This window comes from Rathayibacter tanaceti (assembly GCF_001634385.1).
GTDB lineage: Bacteria > Actinomycetota > Actinomycetes > Actinomycetales > Microbacteriaceae > Rathayibacter > Rathayibacter tanaceti.
The window spans coordinates 36,746-57,754 of the sequence record NZ_LIIN01000004.1 but is presented as its reverse complement, the minus strand read 5'-3'; the positions used below and the strand labels follow the sequence as shown (position 1 = coordinate 57,754).

Genomic DNA, 21,009 nt, shown 5'->3' with positions numbered 1-21,009 from the left:
CGGCGCGAAGCCCTGCCGTGGGATCGTCTCGATTCCTGACCGGACCGCTGCTCCGACGAACGCCGGCGCCCAGAAGGGGCGCCGCTGCAGACGTTAAGGAGACAGACCTCTTGGAAGGTCCTGAAATCACATTCGCCGAAGCCGTTCTCGACAACGGCTCGTACGGCACCCGCACCGTCCGCTTCGAGACCGGCCGCCTCGCGCAGCAGGCCCAGGGAGCCGTCGCCGCCTACCTCGACGAGGACACCATGCTCCTCTCGGCCACGTCGGCCTCGAAGAACCCGAAGGACAACTTCGACTTCTTCCCGCTGACCGTCGACGTCGAGGAGCGCTCCTACGCCGCCGGCAAGATCCCCGGCTCGTTCTTCCGCCGCGAGGGCCGCCCCTCGACCGAGGCGATCCTGGTCTGCCGCCTGATCGACCGGCCGCTGCGCCCGTCGTTCGTCGATGGCCTGCGCAACGAGGTCCAGATCGTCATCACGGTCCTCAGCATCGCGCCGGACGAGTTCTACGACGCCCTCGCGATCAACGCCGCGAGCGCCTCGACCCAGATCTCGGGCCTGCCCTTCTCCGGCCCCGTCGCCGGCGTGCGTCTCGCGCTCATGTCCGACGGATCGGGCAACGACCAGTGGGTCGCGTTCCCCAAGGCCTCGCAGCTCGAGAACGCCGTCTTCGATCTCACGGTCGCGGGCCGCGTCGTCACCAACCAGGACGGCTCCTCCGACGTCGCCATCATGATGGTCGAGGCCGAGGCCACCGAGTCCTCCTGGAACCTCATCAAGGCGGGAGCGACCAAGCCCAGCGAGGACGTCGTCGCCCAGGGCCTCGAGGCGGCGAAGCCCTTCCTCCGCGCCCTCGTCGAGGCGCAGTCGAAGCTGGCGGCCGAGACGGCGAAGCCGGTCAAGGACTACCCGGTGTTCCTGCCCTACGCGCAGGAGACCTACGACAACGTCGCGGAGCTCAGCTATGACGAGCTCGTCCGCGTCTACCAGATCGCCGACAAGGTCGAGCGACAGGACGCCGACGACGCGCTGAAGGCGAAGGTCAAGGAGCAGATCGCCGAGCGCATCGCCTCGGGCCAGCTCCCGGCCGAGGCCTACGGCCAGGTCGGTGCCGCGTACAAGTCCGTCACGAAGGTGGTTGTCCGTGGCCGCATCCTCCGTGACGGCGTGCGCATCGACGGACGCGGCCTCGCCGACATCCGACCGCTCGACGCCGAGGTGCAGGTCATTCCGCGCGTCCACGGCTCGGCGATCTTCCAGCGCGGCGAGACCCAGATCCTGGGTGTCACCACGTTGAACATGCTCAAGATGGAGCAGCAGATCGATTCGCTGTCGCCCGTCACCAAGAAGCGCTACCTGCACCACTACAACTTCCCGCCCTACTCGACCGGTGAGACCGGTCGCGTCGGGTCGCCGAAGCGTCGCGAGATCGGGCACGGCTTCCTCGCCGAGCGCGCCCTCGTGCCGGTGCTGCCCAGCCGCGAGGAGTTCCCCTACGCGATCCGTCAGGTGTCCGAGGCGCTCAGCTCCAACGGCTCCACCTCGATGGGCTCCGTCTGCGCCTCGACCCTGTCGCTCCTCAACGCCGGTGTGCCGCTGCGCGCCCCGGTCGCGGGCATCGCGATGGGCCTCGTCTCCGACGTCGTCGACGGTCAGACCCGCTACGCGGCGCTGACCGACATCCTGGGCGCCGAGGACGCGCTCGGCGACATGGACTTCAAGGTGGCCGGCACGTCCGAGTTCGTCACGGCGATCCAGCTCGACACGAAGCTCGACGGCATCCCGTCGTCGGTCCTCGATGCCGCGCTCAAGCAGGCCAAGGACGCCCGCACCACGATCCTCGCGGTGCTCACGGCAGCCATCGACCAGCCCGACGAGATGGCCCCGACCGCGCCCCGCGTGATCTCGGTGCAGATCCCCGTCGACAAGATCGGCGAGCTGATCGGCCCCAAGGGCAAGACGATCAACGCGATCCAGGACGAGACCGGCGCCGACATCTCCATCGAGGAGGACGGCACCGTCTACATCGGCGCCGTCGACGGACCGTCGGCCGAGGCCGCTCGCGCCCAGGTCAACGCCATCGCGAACCCGACGAACCCCGAGGTCGGCGAGCAGTTCCTCGGAACCGTCGTCAAGCTCGCGACGTTCGGCGCGTTCGTCTCGCTCCTGCCCGGCAAGGACGGACTGCTGCACATCAGCGAGGTCCGCAAGCTCGCCGGTGGCAAGCGCGTCGAGAACGTCGAGGACGTCCTCGGTGTCGGCCAGAAGCTGCTGGTCTCGATCACGAAGATCGACGACCGCGGCAAGCTCTCGCTCGCGCCCGTCGTGGCCGAGGAGGCCGAGGCCGCAGTCGAGGCCCCCGTCCAGAGCTGATCACTCCCGCACGACCGTGACGCCCGTCCCCCTCCGGTGGGGCGGCGTCCGCCGTTTCCGGGCATGGGGTACGGTGGCCGGACAGCGCCGTCGTACCGCCCCGACCGGAGGATTCCGTGACCGACCCGACGCCCCCGGCCGCAGAGCCGGAGACGCCCCCTCTCTCGCGCACCCTGGGACGGACCGGCCTCCCCGTGCATCCGCTCGCCCTCGACGGCTCCGTTTTCGGCTGGGCCGCCGGCATCGGCGACACCACGGAGGTGCTCGACGCCTTCGGACGTCTGGGGGGCACCCTGATCTCAACGGCCGACCACTACGCGACCGGTCGCAGCGAGTACATGATCGGTCGCTGGCTGGAGTCGAGCGGCCTGCGCGATCGGATGCTCATCGCGACGAAGGTGGGCCGCCATCCGGACGCGCCGGGGCTCGCACCCGAGGACGTGCGCCTCGCCGTCGAGGGCAGCCTCGAGCGGCTCGGCACCCGGATCGACCTGCTCTCGTTCGACAGCGAGGACCCGGAGATCCCGATCGGCGAGAGCCTGGCCGCCGTCGCCCCGTTCCTCGCCGACGGCTCGGTCGGCGCGGTCGGCGCCTCCCACTTCAGCGGGCCGGCGTTGGCGGCAGCACAGGAGGCCGCCACCGCGTTCGCCCTGCCTGCGTTCTCGGCGGTCGTCGCCGAGTACAGCCTGATGGAGCGCAAGGACTACGAGGTCGACGTCGCTCCCGAGGTGGTGCGTCTCGGCCTCGGTACCCTCGCGCGCCTCCCGCTCGCGAGCGGGTTCCTGACCGGCGCGCTGCGGAACCGCTCGGACGAGCCCGAGTCGGCGATGTTCGAGGCCGGTCTCGACTACATCGGACGGCACGGGACCCGGGTGCTGGGCGCGGTCGACGAGATCGCGGCGGCACTCGGCGCCGAGACGGCGACGGTGGCGCTCGCGTGGGTACTGTCGCACCAGGAGGTCTCGGCCGCGATCGTCCGTGCCCGCAGCGCAGCAGAGCTGGAGTCGCTGTTCGAGGCCGCGTCACTGCCGCTCACCCGCAGCGACATCGCCCAGCTCGATCGCGTCTCCGCCTGACGACCGGCTCCTTCCGCCGGGTCGTCGGTGAGCCGGCAGCTCCACGGAGCCGGGGGAGGCGGGGGCTCAGCGGCGCAGGATGCGCGCCTCCCACGGCCCGAGCGTCGACCCGGTGGCGCCCACGACGTTGCCGAGCACCGTCTCGGCTCCCTCCCACTCGTCGAGCAGCGGCACCTCGAGGGGGTCGCCCGAGACGTTGCCGACCACGAGCAGATCGCCGGGCCCGCTGCGGGTGAAGGCGAAGAGGGTGGGATGCTCCGGCTCCAGCAGAGAGAAGCGCCCGAGCTGCACGGTCTCGTCCTCGTGCCGGAGCGCGATGAGCGCGCGGTAGTACTCGAACACCGAGCGCTCGGCTGCGCGGTCGGCGGCCGCGTTGACCTCGGCGGCGTTAGGATTCACCGCGATCCAGGGCTCGCCCGTCGTGAATCCTGCGTGCGGGCCGTCGTCCCACTGCACCGGGGTGCGGGCGTTGTCGCGGCTCTGCGCTCGCAGTCCTGCGAGCACCGTCTCGGGATCCTCTCCCCGCCCGTCGACGGCCTCGACCCAGTAGTTCAGCGACTCGACGTCACGGAAGTCGTCGATCCCGGCGAAGGGGACGTTCGTCATCCCGATTTCGTCACCCTGATAGATGTAGGGGGTGCCGCGCTGCAGGTGCAGAAGGGTGGCCCAGAGTGTCGCCGACTCGTAGCGGTGGACGCCGTCGTCGCCGAAGCGGGACACGAGGCGGGGCTGGTCGTGGTTACCGAGGTAGAGGCTGTTCCAGCCGCGCTCCGCGAGCCCGTCCTGCCACCGCGCGAGGTTGGCCTTCAGCGCGACGAGGTCTAGCGGAACCGGGTGGAACTTGTCGACGCCGTGGTCGATCGCGACGTGCTCGAACTGGAACACCATGTCGAGCTCGCGACGCTCGGGATCGGTGACGAGCACCGCTTCGTCGAGCGTGACGCCGGGCATCTGGCCGACGGTCAGGAAGGCTCCCTCGCGCCCGGCGAACACCGCCTCGTTCATCTCGCGGAGGAACTCGTGCAGCCGCGGACCGACACCGCCGACGATTCCCGTCCCGCCCGCTGGGCCGTCGATCGCGTCGACATCCTTCGAGACCAGGTTGATCACATCCATCCGGAAGCCGTCGACGCCACGGTCGAGCCACCAGTTCATCATCGCGTGCACCGCGTGGCGCACCTCCGGGTTCTCCCAGTTGAGGTCGGGCTGCTGCACCGCGAAGAGGTGGAGGAAGTATTCGTCGGTGCCCGGATCGAGCGTCCACGCGGGCCCAGAGAAGTACGAGCGCCAGCCGTTGGGCTCGGCGACGTCGAGACGCGCCTCGTCCGCCGCCTCCGGCACCCGCCCGGACGGGGCGAGAGGGCGCCCGCGACGCCACCAGTACCAGTCGCGCTTCGGGTCCTCCGGCGAGGAGCGCGACTGCACGAACCAGGCGTGCTCGTCGCTGGTGTGGTTCACGACGAGGTCCATCAGGATGCGGATCCCGCGCTCGTGAGCCTCGGTGAGCAGGAGGTCGAACTCGGCCAGGGTGCCGAAGCGCGGGTCGATCTCCTGGTAGTCCGAGATGTCGTAGCCGTTGTCGTGCTGCGGCGAGGGGTAGATCGGCGAGAGCCAGATCACGTCGACGCCGAGGTCGGCGAGGTGGTCGAGCTTTGCGCGGACGCCGCCGAGGTCGCCGATGCCGTCGCCGTTGGAGTCGGCGAACGAACGGGGGTAGATCTGGTACACGACGGCGCTGGTCCACCAGGGGGTCGACGAGCTCGAGGAGACGGGTTCCATGGGGGCGAATCTAGCCGGGAGGACCGACACCGGCGGGCTCGTCGTACGGGTCGCAGGCGCGTTTCGCACCGTGGCGTGCCACCCGTGTAACGATCTGGTGAACCGTCCCGTCTCCGACGCATCGGCGACTCCCGCGCTCGGATACTCTCTCCCGAGGCGGGCACCCGGACCGCCTCAGGGAGAGTGGTGACGTGCCCAGGGTCAGGACCGCTGCAGCCGTGAAGGCGTCGCGTCGCGGCGGCGTCCTGTCCGCCACCGGGCCGGTCGAGACGACCGTCGTCGTCCAGACGCACCGCCGCCCGCTCGGCGACTCCCCGCACGCTCTCTTCCCCCTCGTCCTCGATGCCTCCGCCGTCGGCCACGAGGGCGGTGCGGCCCTCCTGGAGCGCTTCGCCGCCTGGGGAGGCAACGGCGTCGTCGTCACCGACGCCGCTTCGTCCGCGGTCGGCGAGCAGGAGACGGGCGGCTGGCTCACCGGACGCCGCGACCGCGACCGCTTCCTCCTCGTGGGCCGGTTCGGCGCCCCCGCAGGCGCTGCCGCGACTCCGCGTGCGCTGGTCACCCGGGTCGAGGAGGCGCTGCGGCGCCTGCGCACCGACCGCCTCGACGTGCTCGCGGTCCGCCCCGACGGCGCGGGTCGCCTCGACGAACTGCTCAGTGCCGTCGAGGTGCTCCTCGCGCGCGGACTCGTCCGCTCGGCGGTCGCCTCCGGCTTCGTCGCCGAGGAGCTCTTCGAGGCGCGCGTGCTGGCCGCCCACGGCCTCCCGCGCTTCGCCGCGGTCGAGGTCCGTTACAACCTGCTCGAGAGTCACGAGGCGGAGGGCGACCTCGGACTCGTCGCCGCGGGCCAGGGACTCTCGCTGCTCTCGACGGTCCCGCTCGCGCACGGCTTCCTCCGTGGAGTGGAGCGGACTCGCCGCGAGCTCGGACGCCTCCCGGACGGTGACCTCGCCGCCGCCCACCTCGGCCGTCGCGGTCGCCGTATGCTGACCGCCCTCGACGCGATCGGAGCCGAGCTCTCGGCCGCGCCGGCCGCAGTCGCCCTCGCCTGGCTCCTCGCCAGGCCGCGTCTGGCCGCGGCGACGGTCGCGCCGCGCTCGACGGCCGAGGTCGATGCGCTGATGCGCGCGGTCTCGCTCGACCTCGACGACGGCCACCTCGCCGCCCTCGATCGCGCCCGACGCTGACGAGCGCGCCCGCTGACCGCGTTCCGACGGTGCGCCCGCCGAGCGCGCCAGTGCTGACGGTGCCTCCGGTCCTGTGGCCTAGGGTGGGCACGATGAATCACGGTGTCCCACTCCCACTCGAACAACCGGAGACGACCATTCCAGCCGCCGGCGGATCGCTGGTCCGCCGATCCGTCCTCCCGAGCGGGGTCCGCATCCTCAGCGAGGCGGTGCCTGGCGCGCGGAGCGCGACGATCGGTTTCTGGGTGGCCGCGGGCTCGCGCGATGAGAGGGCCGGCCGCTCGGCGTCCGGCTCCGAGCCCGCCGTGCCCTCCAACGTGGGGTCGACGCACTTCCTCGAGCACCTGCTGTTCAAGGGGACGCGCACGCGCTCGGCGCTCGACATCGCCGTGGCCTTCGACTCCGTGGGCGGCGAGCACAACGCTCTGACCGCCAAGGAATACACCTGCTACTACGCCAAGATCCAGGACCGCGACCTACCGATGGCGGTCGAGGTGATCGCCGACATGGTCACCTCGAGCCTGATCGACCAGGACGAGTTCGAGACGGAGCGCGGGGTCATCCTCGAGGAGCTCGCGATGGCCGACGACGATCCCGCCGATGTCGCGGGGGAGCGGCTGTTCGAGGCCGTCTTCGGCGACCACGCCCTCGGACGGCCGATCGGAGGCACGGCCGCCACCATCGGCGAGGCACCCGCGAGGCGGTCTGGGCCCACTACCGTGCCGCCTACCGCCCGCGCGACCTCGTCGTCACCGTTGCCGGAGCCGTCGACCACGACGCTCTCGTCGGTCTGCTCACGCGCGTCCTCGCCTCGGACGGCTGGGACCTCGGCACTCCGTCGGCCCCGGTCGAGCGTCGAGTCGGGGGTACCGCCGTGTACGCCCGCGGCAGCGCGCTCTCGGTGGTCCACCGTCCGACCGAGCAGGCCAACCTCCTCCTCGGCTTCCCCGGCCTGGCTGCCGGCGACGACCGCCGCATGACCATGGGAGTCCTCAACTCCATCCTCGGCGGCGGCATGTCATCGCGTCTCTTCCAGGAGGTGCGGGAGAAGCGCGGACTCGCCTACTCCGTCTACTCCTTCGCCCCGTCCTACTCCGATGCCGGACTGTTCGGCCTCTACGCCGCCTGCACTCCCGCGAAGGCTGGCACTGTCGCCGAGCTCCTGCTGGCCGAGTTCCACCGTCTGGCCGAGCAGGGCGTGAGCGCCGACGAGCTGACCCGAGCTCGCGGCCAGCTCTCGGGAGCCGCCGCCCTCGCGCTCGAGGACTCCGATACCCGCATGTCACGCCTGGGCCGCGCCGAGCTGACGTTCGGCGAGTTCGTCGACCTCGACGAGAGCCTGCGGCGACTCGCCCTCGTCGGCGCGGAGGACGTCCAGGCACTCGCGGCAGACTTGGCCGGGGGGCCTCTGTCGATCTCGGCCGTCGGTGCGATCGACCCGTCGACCTTCGCCGGGATCACCGGGGTCGCGAGCGTCTCCGCGATCTGACCGATCGTCGCTCGCCCGCTGATCACGCACCGTCGCGCCGCACCAGGGAGGACTCCCGTGTCCCATTACATCTACCTCGTCCGCCACGGCGAGCAGCAGGACGCCGAACACGGCCTGCCCGACGGGCCGCTGTCGGCGCGCGGCGAGCGTCAGGCTCGGCTCATCGCCGAGCGTCTGGGCGGCGTCCCGTTCACGGGCGCGTGGCACTCGCCGCTGCGTCGGGCGGAGGAGACGGCCGCTCGGTTCCAGGCGCTGCTCCCGAGTCTTCCGCTGCAGCCCTCCTCGCTGCTGTTCGACTGCATCCCGTCGGGCCCGACTCCGGACATGCCGAAAGCGTTCGAGCCGTTCTTCGGCAGTGTCACCTCGGCCGAGATCGAAGCGGGTCACGCGCAGATGCAGGACGCGGTCGCGGAGTTCCTTGCCCCCTCCCGTGATGACCGGCACGACCTCCTGATCACCCACAACTTCGTCATCGGCTGGTTCGTGCGCCATGTCTTCGACGCTCCGGACTGGCGCTGGCTGGGAGTGAACCAGGCCAATTGCGGCCTGACGATCATCCGCGTCCGCTCGCGCAAGCCACCGGTGCTCGTGGTGCACAACGATCTCTCGCACCTCCCCGTCGAGCTGCGCACCGGGCTGCCGGAGGCGCAGCCGTATTGAGCGGCGATGCGGGAGCACCGGGCTGAACATGAGTACTCGGCTCAGGACGGGCGGGCGCGCCGAGCGTGCGGCCTGCGTCGACCTGTGGTGCACCGCCCTCGACGCCCGTGACGGCCATCCTCCTGCAGCGGGAACCGCTCAGCGCGCGTGGACGATGCTGAGCGCAGATCCCCTCGCCTTCGTCGTCGCCGAGGACGACGGGCTGCTCCAGGGCTTCGCGCTCGTCCTCCCCCCGGGGAGCGGATTCGCGACCGACCCGCCGGAGGCGGCCCACCTCGCCCTCCTCGCTGTGCATCCGCGGGCGCAGGGCAGAGGACTGGCTCGACTCCTGCTGTCGGGAGCGGAGGAGGCGTCCGCCGCTCGTGCCTCCTCGGCCGTGCTCCACGTTCTCACGGCCAATCCGGGCGCCGTCTCCCTGTACACCTCGGCGGGCTGGCAGCCGGAGGGGCCGCCGGTGCCGCATCCGCTCTCGGGCGCCCCGATGCTCACTCTGGTGCGGAGCTGGGGTCGTGCCGCCACGCCCTGACGGGTGCCGCGTTGTTACGCTGAGGCGGTGACTACCTCCGTCGCCGTGGTCGGCGCGTCCGGCCGACTCGGCTCGTTCACCTGCTCCCTCATCGAGGCGTCGAGCGAGTTCACGCTCGTCGCCCGGCTCGGGTCGCGCGACGATCCCCGTGCGATGCTCGCCGCCGACGTCGTGGTCGACATGACCGTGCCGGCCGTCAGCCAGCAGATCGTCGATCTCGCCGTGGCGCACGGCAAGAAGGTCCTGGTCGGGACCTCGGGGTGGACCGGGGACCGTATTACGGCGCTGCGCCGCACCGTCGAGGAGCAGCCGCTCGCGGGCGTCGTGATCATCCCGAACTTCTCGCTCGGCTCCGTCCTCGCCACGGCTCTCTCGACCGTCGCTGCCCGCTTCTTCGATGCCGCCGAGATCATCGAGACCCACGGAGCACGCAAGGTCGACTCGCCGTCCGGCACCGCGGTGCGCACGGCGGAACTCCTGCTCCGAGCCCGTGCCGAGCTCGGACCGGTGCAGGCTCCGCACACCGATCAGCGAGCCCGGGGCCAGCAGGTCGCCAGCGTGCCGGTGCACAGCCTCCGACTGCCCGGGGTGGAGGCGCGCCAGGAGGTCGTGTTCGGCGGCACCGGCGAGACCGTCACCATTCGCCACGACACCACGTCGCAGGCTCGTACGAGCAGGGCGTGCTTCGGGCGCTCGATGTGGTCCGCACGGCCACCGGAGTGGTGGTCGGCCTCGACGCGCTGATCGATCTGCGCGCCGCCTTCGATGCAGCCCCGCTGGCCGAGCGCCCGCTCGAGGAGCCGCCGCTCGCCGATGAGGCGCCGTCGGGCCAGGCCGCGGCGGCGACGAGGGCGCCGTGAGGACCCGCGTCGGAGTCGTCCTGATGGCGGTCCTGCTCGCCCTCTACCTCGTCGTCTGCCTCCAGTACTCCGTCGTCGCCTTCGCCGCGGCGACGGTACCCGGCGTCGTCATGGGCGCAGGCCTGCTCATCCTGGGTGGAGTCGGCGTGTGGGGTCTCGTGCGCGAACTGCTCTTCGGAGTCCGGGCCGAGCGCCTGGCCCGCCGCCTCGAGGGCGAGGACGGCCTTCCGCAGGAGGTGCTCGACTCCCGGGCCAGCGGCCGTCCGCTGCGCGAGGAGGCGGACGCCCTGTTCCCGAGCTACGCCGATGCGGTGGACGCGCAGCCCAGGAGCTGGCGCGCCTGGTACCGGCTGGGTCTCGCCTACGATGCGAGCGGCGACCGCAAGCGGGCCCGCGGAGCGATCCGACGTGCGATCGCGCTGGAGCACGACGCTCCGGCCTGAGAGGCGAACGCGCGGTGCTCCGGCCGGTACCGGGTGCTCAGGCGAGCACCCAGTCGAGCGCCTCGGCGACGGTGCGGTGCCGGAACTCGAAGCCGTCGTCGAGCAGCCGCTGTGGGACGAGCCGCTGGTTCGAGAGCAGCAGCTCGTGGCCGGCGTCCCGCAGGGCCAGCTCGATGACCTTCTCCGGCACCGGGAGAGCGAACGGGCGGTGCAGCAGCTCGGCGAGGGTGCGCATGACGTCGTTCGCCGTCGCGGGCACGGGACCGGCCAGGTTCACCGGGCCCGAGAGGGACGACGTCAGCAGGTGGCGGATCGCGGCAGCCTCGTCGTAGAGGCTGATCCAGGGCCACGACTGCCGTCCGCCGCCGAGCGGGCCGCTGAGTCCGAGCCGGGTGAGGGGGAGGAGCGGCTTCAGCGCGCCTCCGTCGCCGAGCACCAGGCCGGTGCGCACGGTCGCGACGCGGGTCGACTCCGGTGCGAGGTGGGCCGCCTGCTCCCAGCGCTCGACGACATCGGCGAGGAACCCCTCCCCGCGCGGCGACTGCTCGGTCAGCTCTTCGCCGGGCCGGTCACCGTAGTAGCCGACGGCGGAGGCGTTGATCAGGGTTGCGGGAGGAGCGGATGACATCCGCATGGCATCCGTGATGGTCTGCGTCGCCTGGACGCGTGAATCCAGAATCTTCCGCTGGTAGGAGGCGGTCCAGGGCAGTCGGCTGATCGAGGCGCCCGAGAGGTTGACCACCGCGTCGACCCGCTCCAGCACGCTGAAGTCGAGCATGTGCGAGGTCGGCGCCCAATGGAATTCGTCCGGCCCGGTCGGCGCGTGACGCACCAACCTGAGGATCTCGTGCCCGTCGGCGCGCAGCTGGCGTGTGAGCTCGGAGCCGATCATCCCGCTCGCTCCCGAGATCAAGACCCTGAGCCGAGGTGCCGGAGCATCCGACTCCGGCGAGGGCTGCGGTGCCGACACGTGCTCCGACGCCGATCGCGCGGCCCGGCGGGGCGATCCGGCCGACGGTCCCGTCCCGTCCTGGTCGGAGTGCCGTGCGGTTGCGTCGCTCATGGTGCCTCCCGAGGCCGGTCGCGGGCCGCCCGCGAGGGATCCAGCCTAGAGCCTCATGCCCGGGAGCCGGCCGAGCGCCCGAGCAGGCCGGCCCGTGCGAGCACGAGGTAGAGCTCGCAGCCCAGGCACAGCCCGAAGGCGGCGTTGAGGAATGCGGCGAGGAACGCGACGGATGCGGCGACCGGCACGGCCGAGGAGACGCCCGCCACATGCAGCAGCACGCCGACCCCGGTCACGACCAGCCCGATCAGCTGCGCGAATCGCGGCGGCCGGGCGTCCTCCCACTCCTGGGGCGGAGCGAGGCGCGGCCGGATCAGTCGGCGGAAGAGCGCCGACCACGGTCCCGAGCCGACTCCACGCGCCGCCGACCAGGCGAAGAGCAGTGCGAGGATGACGAGGAGGAGGAAGCCGGGCTGCAGCGCACGTTCTGCCGGGCCCGCGCCGCTCGGGGCCGCGAGGCCGAGTGCGACCGTGGCGAGCAGGAGGACGGCGGTGAGGGAGGCGGCGAAGCGCGGGCCGCGAGGGTCGACGGTGCCGGACGGGGGAGGGATGGTCATTGCGTCTCCTGGAGTCGGTCGAGCTCGGCGGTCACGACGGCGCGGGCGGGCGGGCCGCCGATGCGGCTGCGCGGGATGCCCGCCGCATCGAGCACGAGCAGGGTCGGGGTCTGCCGGATGCGGAACCGCTCGGCGAGGTCGGCCCGATGCGTCAGGTCGACGTCGAGGTGCGCGACTCCGGGCCGCTCCCGCGCGACGTCGGCGAGCATCCGCCGCACCGCGGGGCAGCGGGAGCAGAACTCGGTCGAGAACTGCAGCACGGTGGCGCTCGAGCCCAGCAGCGCACCCGGGACGAGCTCGCCCGGATCGATCGGCGCCTCGCCGGTAGGCGAGCGAGTGGAGACGCGTCCGGCCGCATGGCGGTGCAGGAGGCCGAGCGCCGTGCCGAGAATGACGAGCGCCACGAGGGAGGCTGCGATCGGCACCGGTTCCATGGAGGAAGGCTAGGCGCGCAGACAGGCGCGCACCCGATCGTGACGTCGGGAGTCGCCGCGCAGGTGCCCTAGGGTCGAAGCCGTGACCGACCAGAGCACCCCCAGCACCGATCAGAACGCCCCCGTCTTCCGCTCCGACGTCGTCGTCGAGCTGGTCCGCTCGAGCGCCCACGACTCCGATGTCCTCTTCGCCGCCCGCGTCTCGACGCAGGGCGAGAAGACGCTCACCGAGGCCCTCGACGGCGAGGAGGGGGACGCCGAGAAGCAGAGCAAGCGCGACCGCGGCCTGATCAACTACCTGATGCGCGACCGGCACGGCTCGCCCTTCGAGCACAACTCGATGACCTTCTACGTGCAGGCCCCGATCTTCGTCTTCCGCGAGTTCATGCGACACCGCATCGCCTCCTACAACGAGGAGTCGGGCCGGTACCGCGAGCTGCGCCCCGTCTTCTACGTGCCCGGCCCTCAGCGCAATCTCGTGCAGGTCGGCAAGCCCGGCGCGTACTCGTTCGAGCCGGGCACTCCGGAGCAGACCGAGCTCGTCGTCGCCGAGACCCGCCGCGCGAGCACCCAGGCGTTCGAGGCCTACCAGAGGATGCTCAGCGAGGGCGTCGCACGTGAGGTCGCCCGCATCGTGCTGCCGCTGAACATCTACTCGTCGATGTACGTGACGCTCAACGCCCGCTCGCTGATGAACTTCCTCTCGTTGCGCACCAAGCGCGAGGACTCGACGTTCCCCTCTTTCCCGCAGCGCGAGATAGAGATGGCCGCTGAGCAGATGGAGCAGCGCTTCGAGGAGCTCATGCCCCTGACCTACGCCGCTTTCAACGCCAACGGCCGCGTCGCTCCGTAGGCCGACCGGCGGTGCCGGCCCGACCGGCTCCCTCGGGGCGGGGAATCCCCTCCGCGACGACGAGCGAGCGGCGGAGAGCGCTCACCCGCACCCATCGCCTGTCGATCGCACGCCGTCCGGCGGATCGCACCCGCTCCTGCAGATCGCACCTCTCCCACCCGCGGCGCGGACGCCGCCGCCGACCCTTCCCGGGGTCGACGCAGCGACCCGCTACCCTGGCAGCGTGTCAACTCCGGAGAATCCTTTCGGCCAGGTCCTGGTAGCGCTGGTCACCCCGTTCACCGCCGACGGCGAGGTCGACTGGCCCGGAGTCGAGAAGCACATCGACGACTGCATCGCCGCCGGAGCCGACGGCATCGTGGTGACCGGCACCACCGGCGAGACGAGCACTCTCACCGACCCCGAGAAGATCCGCCTCGTCGAGGTCGGTCGCTCCGTCGCTGCCGGCCGGGCGAAAATCATCACCGGAGGCGGATCGAACGAGACCGCGCACGCCATGCAGCTCGCCCGCCAGAGCGAGAAGGCGGGCGCCGACGGCAACATGATCGTGACGCCCTACTACAACAAGCCCACGCAGGCCGGCATTCTGACCCACTTCCGGATGATCGCCGACGCGACCGACCTGCCGGTCGTTCTCTACGACATCCCGGGGCGCACTGGCGTCCCGATCCGCTACGAGACGATCCTCCGTGCGGCGAAGCACCCGAACATCCTGGCGGTCAAGGATGCGAAGGGCGATCTCGCCGAGGTCAGCCGTGTGCTGAACCAGACCGACCTGATGTACTTCTGCGGAGACGACGCCAACGTGCTCCCCGAGCTCGCCATCGGGGCCACCGGTCTCATCGGCGTGACCGCGAACATCGCCGCCTCGCCCTACCGCACGATCGTCGACGCCGTGAACGCCGGAGACCTGCACGCGGCGACCCGCGCACACCAGCAGCTCGAGCCCCTCGTGCGGGCCGTGATGACGCATGTCCCGGGCACCGTCGCCGCGAAGTACATCCTCCACGGTCTCGGCCGGATCTCGTCCCCCCGCGTCAGACTCCCGCTCGTCGGGCCCGAGGAGTCCGAGGCCGCCCTCATCGAGGATGAGCTCGGCCTGGTCCGCGACATCCCGGGCGTCGACTTCCGCAACTTCCGCCCCGACCGCAACGCCGCGGCGGGCGGCGCGCTCCCGAAGGTCGCGGGCACCACCCGCTGACGCCGCTCGGTCGGCACGTCCGACGATCCCCGAGAAGGGGAGGGCGCATGCCCAGTGCCGAGATCGCCCCGCCTTGCGCCCGGCAGCCTCCGCATCATCCCCCTCGGCGGCGTGGGCGAGATCGGTCGCAACAGGACGATCTTCGAGATCGACGGCAAGATCCTGGTGGTCGACCGAGGCCTGAGCGGTAGGCCTCCCTCCACAGGCGCCCGTCTGGGCCAGGCTGTGCCGCCTCCGGCGCGGGTCACCGGTCTCGACCGGGGCGGCGGGTACGGTGGCAGCATGGCGACCAGTACCAAGACCACCTCGCGCGGGCGCAGCAGTAGCGCTCCACGCTCCGGCGCGCCGCGATCCAGCCGCGGCTCGGGCAAGGCGGCCGCCTCGACGAACACCGTCGCCTTCGAGGCGGCGCCCCGCACGAACCTCGCGGTCCGCGTCTGGATGAGCCTCGCCCATCTCGCCGGAGGCGCGGCGCGCGCTCTCGGCCCCGAGCGGCTCGCCAAGGAGGAGCGCCGCGACGGCGTTCCCTTCCTCCTCCTTCTGCTCGCGATCTCAGGGGCCGTGGTCGAGTGGTTCCTCGCGACGCATCCTGTCGCACTCGTGCTCGACGCCTGGACCTTCGGCGGGGTCTTCGGGCGTGTCGCCTATGTGCTGCCGGTGGTGCTGCTCCTCTTCTCCCTCTGGCTGTTCCGCCATCCGCGCTCGGTCGACGACAACGGCCGGATCGGCGTCGGCCTGACGGCCCTCTTGGTCGCCTCGGCGGGCCTCTGTCACGCGCATCTCGGTCAGCCGCAGCCCGGTCAGGGCATCGAGACGATGGCCGCGGCCGGAGGCGTCCTCGGCTGGCTGGTCGGCGCACCGCTCGCGGCGATCGCGACCGTCCCGGGCGCCACCGTGGTGCTCTCGCTCGTCATCCTGCTCTCGCTGTTCATCATCACGAAGACTCCGCCGAACCGCGTCGGCGCACGCTCGCGCGAGCTCTACGGCTACCTCTTCGGCGCCCCCGTGCTCGACGACGAGGAGAGGGCCCGCCTGAAGGCTGAGCGGGCGGCGGCGAAGGCCGCGGCCAAGGCGGAGGCGGAGCAGGAGGCGCAGGCGCAGCAGGACGGCGGCGATCTGCCCTGGTGGCGGCGGACCGAATCCGGTCGCGAGGACGAGCCGACAGCGCAGACCGAGCTCCCCATCGAGTCCTTCACCGAGGTGATCGAGGGCTCCAAGCGACCGGGCGGTCGAGCGAAGGGCTTCGACACCACCCTGGAGGAGCGTGACGCGCCGGCCGATCCGCCCACCCGGCCCACCGCGACCGAGGTGCTCGTCGATGCCGAGACCGCGCTCGCGCGCCGCGGTCCGAGCGTGGCGGCCGGCGGTCTCACCGGGGTGGTCGATGACGACGCGACCGACGTCATCCGCCTCGACGACCTGGACGTCGCGCCCGCCGTGCCGGTCCCACCCGTCATCGGGACGGGCCCCATAGCGCCTCTCGTCGAGGTCGACCCGACGGCCGACTTCGACTCGTCGTTCGAGGACGACGCGCCCTATCGTCTGCCCTCGGCAGCGGCCCTCTCGACCGGTACTCCATCGAAGGCGCGCTCCGCCGCCAACGACGAGATGGTCCGCGCCATCACGGAGGTTCTGCAGCAGTTCAACGTCGACGCCACGGTCACGGGCTTCTCGCGCGGCCCGACAGTGACCCGCTACGAGATCGAGCTCGGCCCGGGCGTGAAGGTCGAGCGCGTCACGGCGCTCAGCAAGAACCTCTCCTATGCCGTTGCCAGTAACGAGGTGCGCATCCTCTCGCCGATCCCGGGCAAGAGCGCCATCGGTGTCGAGATCCCCAACACCGACCGCGAGATCGTCTCGCTCGGCGACGTCCTGCGCTCGCCGGCCTCGACCACCTCGACCCATCCGATGACGATCGGTGTCGGGAAAGACGTCGAGGGCGGTTACGTCGTGGCGAACCTCGCCAAGATGCCCCACCTCCTGGTCGCCGGGTCCACCGGCTCCGGCAAGTCGAGCTTCGTCAACTCCATGATCACGAGCCTCCTGATGCGGGCCCGCCCGCAGGACGTGCGCATGGTGCTGATCGACCCCAAGCGCGTCGAACTGACCATCTACGGCGGCGTGCCGCACCTCATCACTCCGATCATCACGAACCCCAAGAAGGCCGCCGAAGCGCTGCAGTGGGTCGTGAAGGAGATGGACATGCGCTACGACGACCTCGCGTCGTTCGGTTTCCGTCACATCGACGACTTCAACGCGGCGGTGCGCGGCGACGAGATCACGCTGCCGGCCGGCAGCAACCGCGTGCTCAAGCCCTACCCCTACCTCCTCGTCGTCGTGGACGAGCTGGCCGATCTGATGATGGTCGCGCCACGCGACGTCGAGGACTCGATCGTCCGCATCACCCAGTTGGCACGAGCCTCCGGCATCCATCTGGTGCTCGCGACGCAACGCCCGAGTGTCGATGTCGTGACCGGTCTGATCAAGGCCAACGTGCCGAGCCGTCTGGCTTTCGCCGTGACGAGCGTCACCGACTCGAGGGTCATCCTCGACCAGCCCGGCGCCGACAAGCTGATCGGCCAGGGAGACGGTCTGTTCCTCCCGATGGGCACCAACAAGCCGATGCGGGTGCAGGGCGCCTGGGTCCGCGAGGACGAGATCGCCAAGGTCGTCGAGCACGTGACCCGGCAGGCGCAGCCGGAGTACCGCCAGGACATCACCGTCCAGGCGCAGCGCAAGGAGATCGATTCGGACATCGGCGACGACCTCGAGCTGCTCATGGCGGCGGCCGAACTCGTCGTCAGCACGCAGTTCGGGTCCACCTCCATGCTGCAGCGCAAGCTCCGTGTCGCTTCGCCAAAGCCGGTCGCCTGATGGACCTGCTCGAGTCGCGAGAGGTCGTCGGTCCCTCCGAGGGATCGAAGGCTCGCGACGTGCTGGTCACGGCCGAGCAGCTCCCGGGGGTGCTGGCACGGATGCGCGGCGAGGAGCCCGGCGAGGCGGCCTCGGCCCCGTCCGCCGTCGCGCCCGATCCCTACGCAGACCCCCTGGCAGAGCCTCGGGGCCCGTCGCCACCGACTACCACGACGACGAAGGCTCGGGCGAGGACGCCTGGGGCCTGACCGGACGCGAGTGACCGCCCCGGCTGCTCCCGACACGACCACGAACGGCGGAGCACGATGAGCACCCCCACGGCACCCTCCTCGGCCCGCTCGGGCAACTGGAACCTGCCCAACGCGATCACGGTGGTGCGCATCCTGCTCGCTCCGATCTTCTTCTGGCTTCTCCTGGCCGACAACGGAGAAGACGGCGGTCTGCGCATCGCAGCGGCGCTGCTGTTCATCGTGGCGATCGCGACAGACGGGATCGACGGCCACATCGCGCGCAGCCGCGGCCTCGTCACCGACCTCGGCAAGCTTCTCGATCCGATCGCCGACAAGGTCCTGACCGGCGCCGCACTCGTCGGACTCTCCCTCCTCGCCGAGCTGCCGTGGTGGGTCACTCTGCTGATCCTGGTGCGCGAGATCGGCATCACGGTGTTCCGGATGGCCGTGCTCTCCGACCGGGTGATCCCTGCCTCCCGAGGCGGCAAGCTCAAGACGATCGTGCAGTCGGTGGCGATCTCGCTCGCGCTTCTGCCGCTGTGGGTCGTCCTCGGCGAGTGGGTGCACTGGCTGAACGGCATCACGATGACGGCCGCTGTCGTGCTCACCATCGCGACGGGGATCGACTACCTGGCCGATGCTGCTCGGCAGAGCCGCGCTGCACGCGCGCGGCCGTGACGCCCCCGGAGCTGATCGCCGAGCTCCGTCGGCGCGGTGTCGGCCTCGCGGTCGCGGAATCCCTGACCGGTGGCGCGCTCAGTTCGGCCCTCGTGGAAGTGCCGGGCGCCTCCGCGGTCTTCCGAGGGGGAGTGGTGAGCTACGCGACCGAGCTCAAGCACCGCCTCCTCGGGGTCGACTCCGATCTTCTCGCTGCGGAGGGTCCGGTGCACCCGATCGTGGCCGTCCAGATGGCGCGGGGCGCCGCGTCCCGTCTCGCCGCCGAAGGACAACCGACGCTCGGCCTCGCCACGACGGGCGTTGCGGGTCCGGATCCGCAGGGGGACGCGGTCGTCGGCACCGTGTTCGTCGCCGCGGTCTTGGGGAACGAGGAGCTCGTGCGCGAACACAGGTTCGCCGGCGATCGAGCCGACGTCCGATCGGCGGCGGTCGTCGCAGTCCTCGCCCTGGCCCGCGAAGCGCTCGCTCCGACCGCGTGAGGCGGATCCTCAGGCGCGCGCGGCCTCTGCGCGGAATGCGCTGCGTTGCGGCCCGGTTACAACTGGTGTCGCTCACACGCAAAGTCCAGTCATCCGGTATTAGAGTCGACGCAAGACGAACCGGGTAGTGAACAGCTATCCGGTTCTCTCGTCCCAGCCCCCCGATCACCTCTCCCGTCCTCCCTGGCCGGGCGTGTGCTCACGGAGCAGGTGCGCGACAAGCGGTTGACGTGGAGAAGGAGGGTCCAGTGGTTCTAGTTCGTCAGGAGATCGGCGATGTCCTCAGGGACTTTCGCCTGCAGAAAGGTCGTACACTCCGTCAGGTGGCGAGCAAGGCGAGCGTTGCGCTCGGCTACCTGAGCGAGGTCGAACGTGGTCAGAAGGAGGCCTCCTCGGAGATCCTCGCATCTGTCGCCGACGCCCTCGACACCCCCATCTCGGTGATCATGCGCGAGGTCGGCGATCGTCTCGCCGTCATCGAGGGCATCGACACCATTCCCGACACCATCCCGGCCGACATGGTCGCCGGCTTCGACGCGGACCTCGTCACGCAGTAGCCGCCCGTTCCCTCCACTCACCGCACCCCGTTCCCCCCCGAAGGGCGCCCAGGCTTAGGCCGGGCGCCCTTCGTCGTCTTCGGAGCAGAGCACGGGCGAGCGGCTACCGTGGGGGCATGCGGCTGAGCGAGTTCCGGCAACTGGTCGATGACGAGTTCGGCGGAGCGTACGCCCGCGTCCTCGTGTCGGACCTCGTCCTCACCGAACTCGGCGGGCGCACCGCCGAGCGCGCACTCAGCGACGGCACGGAGCCGCGCGAGGTCTGGCTCGCCCTCTGCCGCGCGAGCGATGTTCCTCAGTCGCGCTGGCACGGGGTGGATCCCAGGAAGCGGCACCGCTGAGTTCGGTCCCGAAGTCGCGTTCGACACGCCGAGCGGCCGTGTTCGAATCCGTGTTCGAACGGGTCTAGGCTCCTCCACAGAAGCAGGATCGGCTCCGTCTCCACGGAGTCGCTCTCGCACGGCCCCGATGTCGGTGGTCGGTCGTACCGTCGGAGACACCTGAACGGATCTGCTTCACCGTCTTGTCGCAGCCGGCCGGCACTGTCACTCCGACAGCCACCGGCATGTCGCGACAGCCTGTAGGCGGCACCACCACGAACACGAGAGCGAGACGGCCATGCCCAGTTCCTCCGACCGCGAGAAGTCCCTCGAGACTGCACTCGCCCAGATCGACCGCCAGTTCGGCAAGGGCGCTGTCATGCGCCTCGGCAGCGATGAGCGCGCCCCCGTCGAGGTGATCCCGACCGGTTCCATCGCGCTCGACGTAGCACTCGGCATCGGTGGGCTGCCCCGCGGCCGCATCGTCGAGATCTACGGCCCCGAGTCCTCCGGTAAGACCACCCTCACCCTGCACGCCATCGCCAACGCCCAGCGCAACGGAGGCATCGCTGCCTTCATCGACGCGGAGCACGCGCTCGACCCCGAGTACGCCAAGAAGCTCGGCGTCGACATCGACTCGCTCCTCGTGTCGCAGCCCGACACGGGCGAGCAGGCTCTCGAAATCGCCGACATGCTGGTGCGCTCGGGTTCGATCGACCTGATCGTCATCGACTCGGTCGCGGCCCTCGTGCCGCGCGCCGAGATCGAGGGTGAGATGGGCGACTCGCACGTCGGCCTCCAGGCCCGGCTCATGTCCCAGGCGCTGCGCAAGCTCACCGGTGGGCTCAACACCACGAACACCACGATGATCTTCATCAACCAGCTGCGCGAGAAGATCGGCGTGTTCTTCGGCAGCCCCGAGACGACCGCGGGCGGTAAGGCGCTCAAGTTCTACGCCTCGGTCCGCCTCGACATCCGGCGCATCGAAACGCTGAAGGACGGCACTGAGGCGGTCGGCAACCGGACCCGCGTCAAGGTCGTCAAGAACAAGATGGCGCCGCCTTTCAAGCAGGCCGAGTTCGACATCCTCTACGGCGTGGGCATCTCGCGCGAGGGCAGCCTCATCGACTTCGGTGTCGAGCACGAGATCGTCCGCAAGTCCGGTGCCTGGTACACCTACGACGGCGACCAGCTCGGCCAGGGAAAGGAGAAGGCTCGTCAGTTCCTCATCGACAATCCCGATGTTGCGGCCGAGATCGAGAAGCGCCTCCTGGTGAAGCTCGGCGTGATCGCCGACTCGAACGCGGCCGTCGAGGCCGCTCCGGTCGCGATCGAGACCAAGCAGCCCGTACGCAAGGGCGCCTAGCC

General features: G+C 70.7%; 17 protein-coding genes and 3 pseudogenes. 16 read left to right on the top strand and 4 right to left on the bottom strand.

The genetic code is table 11. The annotated features are described in order from the left end of the window. Window positions 1-110 precede the first annotated feature (110 nt). Both ACH61_RS01235 and ACH61_RS01230 read left to right on the top strand, forming a co-directional pair. Window positions 111-2,375, top strand: a complete 2,265-nt coding sequence (locus tag ACH61_RS01235) for a polyribonucleotide nucleotidyltransferase (protein ID WP_068207563.1) — start codon at window positions 111-113, stop codon at window positions 2,373-2,375. Window positions 2,376-2,491: 116 nt separating this feature from the next. After that, window positions 2,492-3,451, top strand: a complete 960-nt coding sequence (locus ACH61_RS01230; protein ID WP_068207558.1) for an aldo/keto reductase — start codon at window positions 2,492-2,494, stop codon at window positions 3,449-3,451. A 66-nt stretch (window positions 3,452-3,517) separates the two neighbouring features. Here the strand turns inward: ACH61_RS01230 and ACH61_RS01225 are convergent, their stop codons facing one another. Continuing rightward, a complete protein-coding gene (locus tag ACH61_RS01225; RefSeq protein ID WP_068207555.1) occupies window positions 3,518-5,230 on the bottom strand; it encodes a glycoside hydrolase family 13 protein in 1,713 nt (570 codons plus the stop codon). 191 nt (window positions 5,231-5,421) lie between these two features. On the opposite strand from ACH61_RS01225, the gene ACH61_RS01220 reads away from it, so the two are divergent. The 6 genes and pseudogenes from ACH61_RS01220 (at window position 5,422) to ACH61_RS01195 (ending at window position 10,395) form a co-directional block, all read left to right on the top strand. After that, window positions 5,422-6,417 carry an aldo/keto reductase gene (locus ACH61_RS01220; RefSeq protein WP_082844913.1) on the top strand — a complete coding sequence of 332 codons (996 nt, stop codon included), beginning with the start codon at window positions 5,422-5,424 and terminating at the stop codon, window positions 6,415-6,417. Window positions 6,418-6,509: 92 nt separating this feature from the next. Continuing rightward, window positions 6,510-7,906, top strand: a pseudogene (locus ACH61_RS01215) (M16 family metallopeptidase). Window positions 7,907-7,963: 57 nt separating this feature from the next. Beyond that, the gene (locus tag ACH61_RS01210) at window positions 7,964-8,566 is read left to right on the top strand and encodes a histidine phosphatase family protein (RefSeq protein ID WP_068207549.1); all 603 of its coding nucleotides are present in this window, start codon (window positions 7,964-7,966) and stop codon (window positions 8,564-8,566) included. Between the two features lie 28 nt (window positions 8,567-8,594). Further along, a complete protein-coding gene (locus ACH61_RS01205) occupies window positions 8,595-9,092 on the top strand; it encodes a GNAT family N-acetyltransferase (protein ID WP_082844912.1) in 498 nt (165 codons plus the stop codon). 27 nt (window positions 9,093-9,119) lie between these two features. Beyond that, window positions 9,120-9,952: pseudogene (gene dapB / locus ACH61_RS01200) on the top strand (4-hydroxy-tetrahydrodipicolinate reductase). Beyond that, on the top strand, window positions 9,949-10,395 hold the full coding sequence (locus ACH61_RS01195) for a tetratricopeptide repeat protein (protein ID WP_068207544.1): 447 nt from the start codon (window positions 9,949-9,951) through the stop codon (window positions 10,393-10,395). Before dapB ends, ACH61_RS01195 begins: the two are co-directional and overlap by 4 nt. Window positions 10,396-10,432: 37 nt before the next feature. Here the strand turns inward: ACH61_RS01195 and ACH61_RS01190 are convergent, their stop codons facing one another. The 3 genes from ACH61_RS01190 to ACH61_RS01180 form a co-directional block, all read right to left on the bottom strand. Further along, entirely contained in the window at window positions 10,433-11,308 is an 876-nt protein-coding gene (locus ACH61_RS01190; RefSeq protein ID WP_269085046.1) for a TIGR01777 family oxidoreductase, read from the bottom strand. A gap of 203 nt (window positions 11,309-11,511) precedes the next feature. Beyond that, complete coding sequence (locus ACH61_RS01185) at window positions 11,512-12,015, bottom strand: DUF4395 domain-containing protein (protein WP_068207538.1); 504 nt, start codon at window positions 12,013-12,015, stop codon at window positions 11,512-11,514. After that, window positions 12,012-12,449 carry a thioredoxin family protein gene (locus tag ACH61_RS01180; RefSeq protein ID WP_068207535.1) on the bottom strand — a complete coding sequence of 146 codons (438 nt, stop codon included), beginning with the start codon at window positions 12,447-12,449 and terminating at the stop codon, window positions 12,012-12,014. Before ACH61_RS01180 ends, ACH61_RS01185 begins: the two co-directional genes overlap by 4 nt. Before the next feature lie 82 nt (window positions 12,450-12,531). On the opposite strand from ACH61_RS01180, the gene thyX reads away from it, so the two are divergent. From thyX to recA, 8 genes and pseudogenes are all read left to right on the top strand, one after another. Next, window positions 12,532-13,302 (top strand): FAD-dependent thymidylate synthase, encoded by a 771-nt coding sequence (gene thyX / locus ACH61_RS01175; protein WP_068207532.1) that lies wholly within the window; start codon window positions 12,532-12,534, stop codon window positions 13,300-13,302. Window positions 13,303-13,525: 223 nt separating this feature from the next. After that, window positions 13,526-14,503 carry a 4-hydroxy-tetrahydrodipicolinate synthase gene (gene dapA, locus ACH61_RS01170; RefSeq protein WP_068207530.1) on the top strand — a complete coding sequence of 326 codons (978 nt, stop codon included), beginning with the start codon at window positions 13,526-13,528 and terminating at the stop codon, window positions 14,501-14,503. Between the two features lie 282 nt (window positions 14,504-14,785). Then, window positions 14,786-17,639, top strand: a pseudogene (locus ACH61_RS01165) (FtsK/SpoIIIE family DNA translocase). Between the two features lie 43 nt (window positions 17,640-17,682). Next, window positions 17,683-18,285 carry a CDP-diacylglycerol--glycerol-3-phosphate 3-phosphatidyltransferase gene (gene pgsA / locus ACH61_RS01160; protein ID WP_068207527.1) on the top strand — a complete coding sequence of 201 codons (603 nt, stop codon included), beginning with the start codon at window positions 17,683-17,685 and terminating at the stop codon, window positions 18,283-18,285. Continuing rightward, a complete protein-coding gene (locus tag ACH61_RS01155; RefSeq protein ID WP_132505630.1) occupies window positions 18,282-18,764 on the top strand; it encodes a CinA family protein in 483 nt (160 codons plus the stop codon). Before pgsA ends, ACH61_RS01155 begins: the two co-directional genes overlap by 4 nt. 248 nt (window positions 18,765-19,012) lie before the next feature. Continuing rightward, on the top strand, window positions 19,013-19,321 hold the full coding sequence (locus tag ACH61_RS01150; protein ID WP_068207524.1) for a helix-turn-helix domain-containing protein: 309 nt from the start codon (window positions 19,013-19,015) through the stop codon (window positions 19,319-19,321). 116 nt (window positions 19,322-19,437) lie between these two features. Next, window positions 19,438-19,662 carry a DUF3046 domain-containing protein gene (locus tag ACH61_RS01145; protein WP_068207521.1) on the top strand — a complete coding sequence of 75 codons (225 nt, stop codon included), beginning with the start codon at window positions 19,438-19,440 and terminating at the stop codon, window positions 19,660-19,662. Between the two features lie 277 nt (window positions 19,663-19,939). After that, window positions 19,940-21,007: a recombinase RecA gene (recA, locus tag ACH61_RS01140; protein WP_068207518.1), complete on the top strand. Its 1,068-nt coding sequence runs from the start codon at window positions 19,940-19,942 to the stop codon at window positions 21,005-21,007. Window positions 21,008-21,009: the final 2 nt, after the last annotated feature.

What these genes read in the sequence shown, in the direction of transcription:
- ACH61_RS01225 (WP_068207555.1), bottom strand. Translation starts at nt 5,230, where the DNA reads ATGGAACCCGTCTCCTCGAGCTCGTCGACCCCCTGGTGGACCAGCGCC.
- ACH61_RS01205 (WP_082844912.1), top strand. Translation starts at nt 8,595, where the DNA reads ATGAGTACTCGGCTCAGGACGGGCGGGCGCGCCGAGCGTGCGGCCTGC.
- ACH61_RS01185 (WP_068207538.1), bottom strand. Translation starts at nt 12,015, where the DNA reads ATGACCATCCCTCCCCCGTCCGGCACCGTCGACCCTCGCGGCCCGCGC.
- ACH61_RS01180 (WP_068207535.1), bottom strand. Translation starts at nt 12,449, where the DNA reads ATGGAACCGGTGCCGATCGCAGCCTCCCTCGTGGCGCTCGTCATTCTC.
- pgsA (WP_068207527.1), top strand. Translation starts at nt 17,683, where the DNA reads ATGAGCACCCCCACGGCACCCTCCTCGGCCCGCTCGGGCAACTGGAAC.
- ACH61_RS01145 (WP_068207521.1), top strand. Translation starts at nt 19,438, where the DNA reads ATGCGGCTGAGCGAGTTCCGGCAACTGGTCGATGACGAGTTCGGCGGA.
- recA (WP_068207518.1), top strand. Translation starts at nt 19,940, where the DNA reads ATGCCCAGTTCCTCCGACCGCGAGAAGTCCCTCGAGACTGCACTCGCC.